This window comes from Pseudomonas lactucae, from assembly GCF_016937615.1.
GTDB classification, from domain to species: Bacteria; Pseudomonadota; Gammaproteobacteria; order Pseudomonadales; family Pseudomonadaceae; genus Aquipseudomonas; species Aquipseudomonas lactucae.
This window is the reverse complement of the sequence record NZ_JAFHKI010000043.1, coordinates 1-6556: the sequence shown is the minus strand read 5'-3', so window position 1 is coordinate 6556 and position 6556 is coordinate 1. Positions and strand designations below refer to the sequence as shown.

Below are 6556 nucleotides of genomic sequence, written 5' to 3'. Positions count from 1 at the left end.
CCCCGATTACGGTGTGTCAGTCTCGGATATGTCGACTGATCCACCGCTATCGGGGGCAAGCCCCCTCCCACATTTTGACCGAGCATGACCTTGTTTCAGTCGTCCAGGGCTTTGACCGATTTTGGCGACAACCGCAGGCTGCGCAAACTGCGCTTCACGCTCTTGAGGTGGTTGACCAGGCTTGGCCCGCGCGCCATGGCCACACCCATCGCCAACACGTCGATCACCACCAGGTGGGCAATACGCGAGGTCAACGGCGTGTAGATCTCGGTGTCTTCGTGCACATCGATCGCCAGGTTGACCGTGGACAGCTCGGCCAACGGCGTCTGGCTCGGGCACAGGGTGATCAGCGACGCACCGCTCTCACGCACCAGGTTGGCGGTGATCAGCAGGTCCTTGGAGCGACCGGACTGGGAAATGCAGATGGCCACGTCGGTCGGCTTCAAGGTCACCGCCGACATCGCCTGCATGTGCGGGTCGCTATAGGCCGCCGCCGTGAGCAGCAAGCGGAAGAATTTGTGCTGGGCATCGGCCGCCACGGCGCCGGACGCACCGAAGCCATAGAACTCGACACGCTGGGCCTGGGACATGGCGGTCACGGCCTTTTGCAGCTCCACTGGATCGAGCTTTTCACGCACTTCCATCAAGGTGTGCAACGTAGTGTCGAAAATTTTCAGGCTGTAATCGGCGACGGAGTCATCTTCGTGAATCGCAAACTGGCCGAAGCTGGCGCCGGCGGCCAGGCTCTGGGCCAGCTTGAGTTTCAAGTCCTGGAAACCGGAGCAACCGATGGCACGGCAGAAACGCACGATGGTCGGCTCGCTGATGCCCACGCTGTGGGCCAGATCGGCCATGGAACTGTGCATCACAGCCGCAGGGTCAAGCAGCACGTGATCGGCAACCTTGAGTTCCGATTTGCGTAACAGGTGGCGCGACTGGGCGATATGTTGCAACAGGTTCAAAGGGCAGGACTCTTGTTATTGGCAGGGCCAGGGATGTAGCAAGCTTGTAGTTATACTACAAGAATTACCGTTTTGCCCGTCCGACGCATCACTAAATCGCCCTGCTGCCCTCTGATTCAAAGGGCAGGCGGTTTGTAGCCACAACGGCGCCCTTGGCGTCTCTAGGAAAAATCCACGTTTTTGCGTAACAAATCCGCCAACCCGTCGGCCTGCATCGGCCGGCTGATCAAATAGCCTTGCACTTCGTCACAGCGCTCCACCCGCAGGAAGTCCAGTTGCCGCTGATCTTCCACGCCTTCGGCCACGACTTTGAGCGACAAACCGTGAGCCATGGCGATGATCGCCCGGGTAATGGCGGCATCTTCGCGCCCCTGGCCGAGACCACGGATGAAGGCTTGATCGATCTTTACGTAGTCCACCGGGATGCGCTTGAGGTAGCTGAGGGACGAATAGCCGGTGCCGAAATCGTCGATGGCCAGCTTCACGCCCAGATCCCGCAGCTGCTGGAACGTTGCAATGATGTGTTCGACGCTGTCGAGCAACTGGCTTTCGGTCAATTCCAACTCAAGGTATTGCGGGTCCAGGCCGGTTTCTTCCAGCACTTGGCGCACCAGGCTGACCAGCTTGCCCTGGCGCAACTGATGCACCGACAGGTTCACTGACACGCGAATCGGTGCCAGCCCCTGGCGTTGCCATTCGCACGCCTGCCAGCACGCTTCACGCAAGACAAATTCGCCCAGCGGCACGATCAGGCCGGTTTCTTCGGCCAGACTAATAAACTCGGCGGGTGGCACCATGCCCCACTGCGGGTGCTCCCAACGGATCAACGCTTCGACCGCATTGAGCTTGCCGGTGGCCAGGCACAGTTTGGGCTGATAGAACACGGTGAGCTGACGCTCGTCGATGGCTTTGCGCAGGTGGTTTTCCAGCTGCAGGCGCTCCAGGGTGCTGGCTTGCAGGCTGTCGGTGTAGAACTGGAAGTTATTGCCGCCCAGGTGCTTGGCGTGCTGCATGGCCATGTTCGACTGGCTGACCAACGCAGAAATTTCCCGCGCATTGTCCGGCAGCAGGCTTACGCCCATCGAAGCACTGACTACCAGCTCATGGCCCTCCACCGCCACCGGCACCCGTAGCTTGGCCAGCAGCCGCGTAGCCACCCGCGCCAGGCTCGACAGGTTGCCGTAGGCGTCGAACAGCACCGCAAATTCATCGCCGGACAGGCGCGCAATGGTGTCAGCCTCAGGCAAAGCGTTGATCAGCCGACGAGCCATCTTTTGCAACAACTGGTCGGCGACTTCATGGCCCAGGCTGTCGTTGAGCAGTTTGAAGCGATCAAGGTTGATGTGCAGCAGCGCCAGGCTGCGCCCGCCCTGGCGCACACGCTGATGAGCCTCGCGCAACCGTTCGCGGAACAGCGAGCGGTTGGCCAGGCCGGTCAATTCATCGTAATGGGTGAGGTAGCGCATGCGCTCCTCGGACTCGCGCCGCGCCGACAAATCGGCGAAGAAGCCCACGATATGACTGACTTTTCCCCGTAGATCGCGCACCGCATTCAGCTGTAGCCATTGCGGGTACAGCTCGCCGTTCTTGCGCGTTTCCACCAACTCGCCCTGCCACGTGCCGTGGCTGAGCAACGCCTGGCGGATCACTGGGAAGTGACGGCGCGCATCGCGGCTGCTGGGCAGTTCCACCACGTTGCGACCCAGCATGTCATCGATTTCAAAACCGGTGACGCGGCTGAACGCCTGGTTGACGGCAAGCAGGACGTAGTTCGGATCGAGGATCACTATGCCCTCGCTGGCGGCTTCGAACACCGTCGATGCCAGCCGCTGCTGTGCTTCAAGTACTTTGCCGGCACTGATATCGCGGCGGGTGCCGAGCATGCGGATCACGCGCCCGCTCGGCGCACGCTCCACGGCGCGGCCGCGATCCTCGATCCACACCCAGTGGCCAGCACCATGGCGCACGCGGTACTCCACCTGATAATCCTCGGTACGGCCCTTGAGGTGCTCCACCAGGGCGCGCTTGAGCAGCGGCAAGTCGTCGGGGTGCAGGCGTGGCTTGAGATGACCGAGCATGGCCGTGACGCACTCGGGCTCCAGGCCGAACAGCTCTTTTAGCTGCGTGTGATGGACTTCATCGGTTTGCAGGTTCCAGTCCCACAGGCCCAGTTCACTGGCTTGCAGGGCCATGACCAGGCGCGCTTCGCTTTTGTTCAGGGCCAGGCTGGCGGCGTCCAGTTCCTGACTGCGTTGAGCCACGCGGTCCTGCAGGCCGAGTTGCGCTTCGCGCAGTTCCTCCTCGACTTGACGACGCTGCTCGACTTCACGCCTGAGGTCCTGGTTTAACTGCTCGCTGCGCTGCTGCGCCTCTTGCAGATGCTCGATCAGCGCTTGGTTCTGGAAACGTCGTAATAATTCACGCTGGATCAGCCGGTTGATCTGCCATGCCACCAGGTTCAGCGACACCAGCAGGATCAGGCCGAGCACGCCCCAGCCTTGTTGCTGCGGGTTGCCATCCCACAATAGATACACGATGGACGGCACCAGGCACGGCACGGCAAAGGATAGAAACGCCGGCAGGCTCACGGCGTAGGCCACACTGGCCGACAAGGTGGCAGCGCCGATCAGGCCAAATACCCAGGCTTGCTGCATGAAGCTGTTCACCGGTGCCAGGGCGATGGCGGCAGCGGCCAGGGTCAAGCCGCTCACCGCCGAACCGAGCATGAACATGCGCCGCCACACCGGGTGGGCCTGGCGGCTGGGCATGGCCGAATCGAAAGCCGCCACCTGGATCACACGCAGGGCAACCAACGCCAGCAGCCAGACCAGCCAGATGCTGTCCAGCAGCACTTGACTGGGGCTCCACAGCAGCCAGACGCAGACCAGGCCATTGACCAGCATCAACAAGGTAGGCAGCAAAGACCCCTGATACAGCAGGCGTGTACGTTCGACCGCGATCTCGGTGGCGTAGTGTTTGCGGATGACCTGGGCGGGCGATATCGAGAGGCCCATCAGATCGGAGCTAAGGGTCATAGGCAGTGTTCTTATAATGGTGAGCCCGAAACGTCGACGGAGCATACACAAGCAAAGCCTCGGGCCAAACTGCTCCAAGTCATAAAAACTACCCGGTCATCCTCCGCAAACCTCGGGCCCAGAGGCCTTGAGCGAGACACCGTGCGGGCTGCGCGGCTGACCGACCGGTCATCACCCCAGGTAGAATGTTTGCCCCGCCCGAACCGCAGCGGCTATTTTGCATCGACCATCCGGCATTGGGATTTGCCCGACACCCCCCGGCACCCTAGAATGCGCCGATGCGCGATGATCTCTCTCTTTTGCTGAACTCCCTCAACGATGCCCAACGCCAGGCCGTAGCAGCCCCCGTTGGCCGTCAGTTGGTCCTGGCCGGTGCTGGCTCCGGTAAAACCCGAGTGCTGGTGCACCGTATCGCCTGGTTGATCCAGGTCGAGAACGCGTCCCCGCATTCGATCCTGTCGGTGACCTTCACCAACAAGGCCGCTGCCGAGATGCGTCACCGTATCGAGCAGTTGATGGGCATCAGCCCGGCCGGCATGTGGGTGGGCACCTTCCACGGCCTGGCGCACCGCCTGTTGCGGGCGCATTGGCAGGAAGCAGGCCTGGCCCAGACCTTCCAGATTCTGGACAGCGATGACCAGCAACGCCTGGTCAAGCGGGTCATCCGCGAACTAGGCCTCGACGAACAACGCTGGCCGGCGCGCCAGGCCCAGTGGTTTATCAACGGCCAGAAAGACGAGGGCCTGCGCCCGCAACATATCCAGGCCAGCGGCGATTTGTTCCTGGCGACCATGCGCAGCATTTATGAAGCCTACGAGGCCGCCTGCGTACGCGCCGGGGTGATCGACTTCTCCGAGCTGCTGTTGCGCGCCCTCGACCTGTGGCGCGACAACCCAGGCTTGCTGGCCCATTACCAGAAGCGCTTTCGCCACATTCTGGTGGACGAGTTCCAAGACACCAACGCCGTGCAATACGCCTGGTTGCGCCTGCTGGCCAAAGGCGGCGACAGCCTGATGGTGGTGGGCGACGACGACCAGTCGATCTACGGCTGGCGCGGCGCGAAAATCGAGAACATCTACCAGTATTCCGAAGATTTCCCGGACGCGGTCACCATACGCCTGGAGCAGAACTACCGCTCCACCGCCGGCATCCTCAAGGCCGCCAACGCCTTGATCGCCAACAACACCGGGCGCCTGGGCAAAGAGCTGTGGACCGACGGCGGCGAAGGCGAAGCGATCAACCTCTACGCCGCCTTCAACGAGCACGACGAAGCGCGCTATGTGGTGGAAACCATCGAAAGCGCCCTGAAAACCGGCCTGGCACGCAGCGATATCGCGATTCTGTACCGTTCCAACGCCCAATCGCGGGTATTGGAAGAAGCCCTGCTGCGCGAACGCATCCCGTACCGCATCTATGGCGGCCAGCGCTTCTTCGAGCGGGCTGAAATCAAGAACGCCATGGCCTACCTGCGTCTGCTGGAAGGCCGTGGCAACGATGCGGCGCTGGAGCGGGTGATCAATATCCCGGCACGTGGCATCGGTGAGAAAACCGTTGAAGCGATCCGCGACCATGCGCGCCACGCCGATGTGTCGATGTGGGAGTCCATGCGCCTGCTGATCGCCAATAAAGGCCTGACCGGTCGTGCCGCCGGTGCGTTGGGCGTGTTTGTTGAGCTGATCGAGAACCTCGCCGCCAAATGTGCGGATATGCCGCTGCACTTGATGACCCAGACGGTAATCGAGCAGTCCGGGCTGATCGCCTATCACGAAGCGGAAAAAGGCGAGAAGGGCCAGGCTCGGGTAGAAAACCTCGAGGAACTGGTCAGCGCCGCCCGTGCGTTCGAAAACACCGAGGAAGACGAAGAGCTGACTCCCCTCGCCGCGTTCCTCGGCCACGCATCACTGGAGGCCGGTGACACTCAGGCCGACGAGCATGAAGACAGCATCCAGTTGATGACCTTGCACAGCGCCAAGGGCCTGGAGTTTCCGTATGTGTTCCTGGTGGGCATGGAAGAAGGCCTGTTCCCGCACAAGATGAGCCTGGAAGAGCCCGGCCGCCTTGAGGAAGAACGCCGCCTGGCCTACGTTGGCATCACCCGCGCGATGCAGAATCTGGTGATGACCTACGCCGAGACCCGACGCCTGTACGGCAGCGAGACCTACAACAAGGTGTCGCGTTTCGTACGTGAAGTGCCTAAGGGTCTGATCCAGGAAGTGCGTCTCTCCAACAGCGTCAGTCGCCCGTTCGGCGGCGGCCAGCAGCAGAACTCCAGCACCCTGTTCGCCGGTTCCGAGATTCCGGAAACCCCATTCAGCCTTGGCCAGCAGGTCAAGCATGCGATCTTCGGCGAAGGCGTGATCCTCAACTTCGAAGGTGCCGGTGCCCAGGCCCGCGTACAGGTGAACTTCGCCGAAGGCAGCAAGTGGCTGATGATGGGTTACGCAAAGCTCGAAGCGGTATGAGCTGATCATCTGTGGCGAGGGAGCTTGCTCCCGCTGGCATGCGTAGCGCGCCCGTTTTTTGGGGCTGCTACACAGCCCAGCGGGAGCAAGCTCCCTC

Annotated in this window: 3 protein-coding genes; 1 reads left to right on the top strand and 2 read right to left on the bottom strand. The window is 61.7% G+C overall.

The window, feature by feature from the left end:
• Positions 1 to 95 precede the first annotated feature (95 nt).
• A complete protein-coding gene (hexR, locus tag JWR98_RS08670) occupies positions 96 to 962 on the bottom strand; it encodes a transcriptional regulator HexR (protein WP_003177007.1) in 867 nt (288 codons plus the stop codon).
• 161 nt (positions 963 to 1123) lie between these two features.
• Positions 1124 to 3997, bottom strand: coding sequence for an EAL domain-containing protein (locus JWR98_RS08665; RefSeq protein WP_205489768.1), 2874 nt, complete (start codon positions 3995 to 3997; stop codon positions 1124 to 1126).
• A 278-nt stretch (positions 3998 to 4275) separates the two neighbouring features.
• Here JWR98_RS08665 and uvrD point away from each other — a divergent pair, with 278 nt between their 5' ends.
• A complete protein-coding gene (uvrD, locus tag JWR98_RS08660; RefSeq protein ID WP_003177009.1) occupies positions 4276 to 6459 on the top strand; it encodes a DNA helicase II in 2184 nt (727 codons plus the stop codon).
• Positions 6460 to 6556 lie beyond the last annotated feature (97 nt).

Bases quoted from the DNA above. Each gene is read 5' to 3' on its own strand.
- JWR98_RS08665 (WP_205489768.1), bottom strand. From the start codon at position 3,997: ATGACCCTTAGCTCCGATCTGATGGGCCTCTCGATATCGCCCGCCCAG.
- uvrD (WP_003177009.1), top strand. From the start codon at position 4,276: ATGCGCGATGATCTCTCTCTTTTGCTGAACTCCCTCAACGATGCCCAA.